Raw genomic sequence first — 381 nt, 5'->3', positions numbered from 1 at the left:
TAGCAAATGTGGAGCAGGTAATTAAGTTAGCAGAAAAGATACTAAATAAGAAAAAGTGTTCTGTTAATAAGGCGATTGATACAGCTATAAAAATATTGAGTAGATATGAGTGTGAGGGGATGTTAATACATGAAAGTACAAATGCAGTTAACTAAAGATAAAGGGATTTTCAAAGTTTACGTAAACTCAGAAGAAGAAGAGCTGGAGAGATTGTTTTATGAATTTGTATCGCAATTGTTGGCTCATAAAAGAAATGAAAATAAGAAAGTTCAAGGAGATATTGAGAAATGAAATTAAAAGATGTCATAAAACTTGGAGAAAAATATTGCTATTGCCCTAGTTGTGGTAATGACAAGATTGGAAACAATGAAGGCAAGTTAA

2 protein-coding genes are annotated in these 381 nt (G+C 31.0%); both read left to right on the top strand.

Annotated features, from left to right (window positions below; translation table 11 throughout):
• Positions 1–141 precede the first annotated feature (141 nt).
• On the top strand, positions 142–291 hold the full coding sequence (locus tag KGF50_RS21955; protein ID WP_227850004.1) for a hypothetical protein: 150 nt from the start codon (positions 142–144) through the stop codon (positions 289–291).
• The coding region (locus KGF50_RS22630; RefSeq protein ID WP_227850005.1) for a DUF3797 domain-containing protein at positions 288–381 on the top strand (94 nt) is incomplete at its 3' end. The genes KGF50_RS21955 and KGF50_RS22630, both read left to right, overlap by 4 nt.

It is taken from the genome of Clostridioides sp. ZZV15-6598 (assembly GCF_020657705.1).
Lineage (GTDB): Bacteria > Bacillota > Clostridia > Peptostreptococcales > Peptostreptococcaceae > Clostridioides > Clostridioides difficile_F.
The sequence above is the reverse complement of the archived record's forward strand: the minus strand, read 5'-3'. Positions and strand labels throughout refer to the sequence as shown.

What these genes read in the sequence shown, in the direction of transcription:
- KGF50_RS21955 (WP_227850004.1), top strand. Translation starts at nt 142, where the DNA reads ATGCAGTTAACTAAAGATAAAGGGATTTTCAAAGTTTACGTAAACTCA.